At 38.6% G+C, this 599-nt stretch carries 1 protein-coding gene; it reads left to right on the top strand.

The features are described 5' to 3' along the window. Window positions 1-51: 51 nt before the first annotated feature. The coding region (locus AB6735_RS28055) for an AMP-binding protein (protein WP_370999492.1) at window positions 52-599 on the top strand (548 nt) is incomplete at its 3' end.

Genomic DNA, 599 nt, shown 5'->3' with positions numbered 1-599 from the left:
CTCGCTTATGTCATCTATACCTCCGGTTCTACGGGATGGCCGAAAGGCGTTATGATCGAGCATAGCGGCCTTGTTAATAGATTGAGCTGGGCTCAGGATTACTACAATCTCAATAAAACGGATATTTTATTGCAAAAGACAAATTTTTGCTTTGATGTATCAGTATGGGAACTTATATGGCCGTTAATAGTAGGGGCTAAATTTGTTTTTGCAAAGAAAAATGGACACAAGGATAATGACTATTTAAGAGTTACTATTAAAGAAAAAAAGGTAACAATGGTTCACTTTGTACCATCTATGTTATCTGCATTTTTACTTGACTATCAACCAGAGGGCCTTGAAAGCCTTCGAATGGTACTGTGTAGTGGAGAGGAATTAAAATTACCTGTAGTAAAGTTATTTAATAATAAACTTCCCAAAGTCAGATTATATAATTTATACGGACCGACAGAAGCTTCAATTGATGTGACTTATTGGGGTTTATCAATTGACAAAAGGGATATAACAGCTATACCTATCGGTCGTCCGATAGCCAATACCCAGATATACATCCTGGGGCCGGATCAGGGACTGGTGCCTGTTGGGGTAACCGGTGAGAT

Source organism: Mucilaginibacter sp. RCC_168 (assembly GCF_041355315.1).
Lineage (GTDB): Bacteria > Bacteroidota > Bacteroidia > Sphingobacteriales > Sphingobacteriaceae > Mucilaginibacter.
This window is presented reverse-complemented; position numbering and strand designations above follow the sequence as displayed.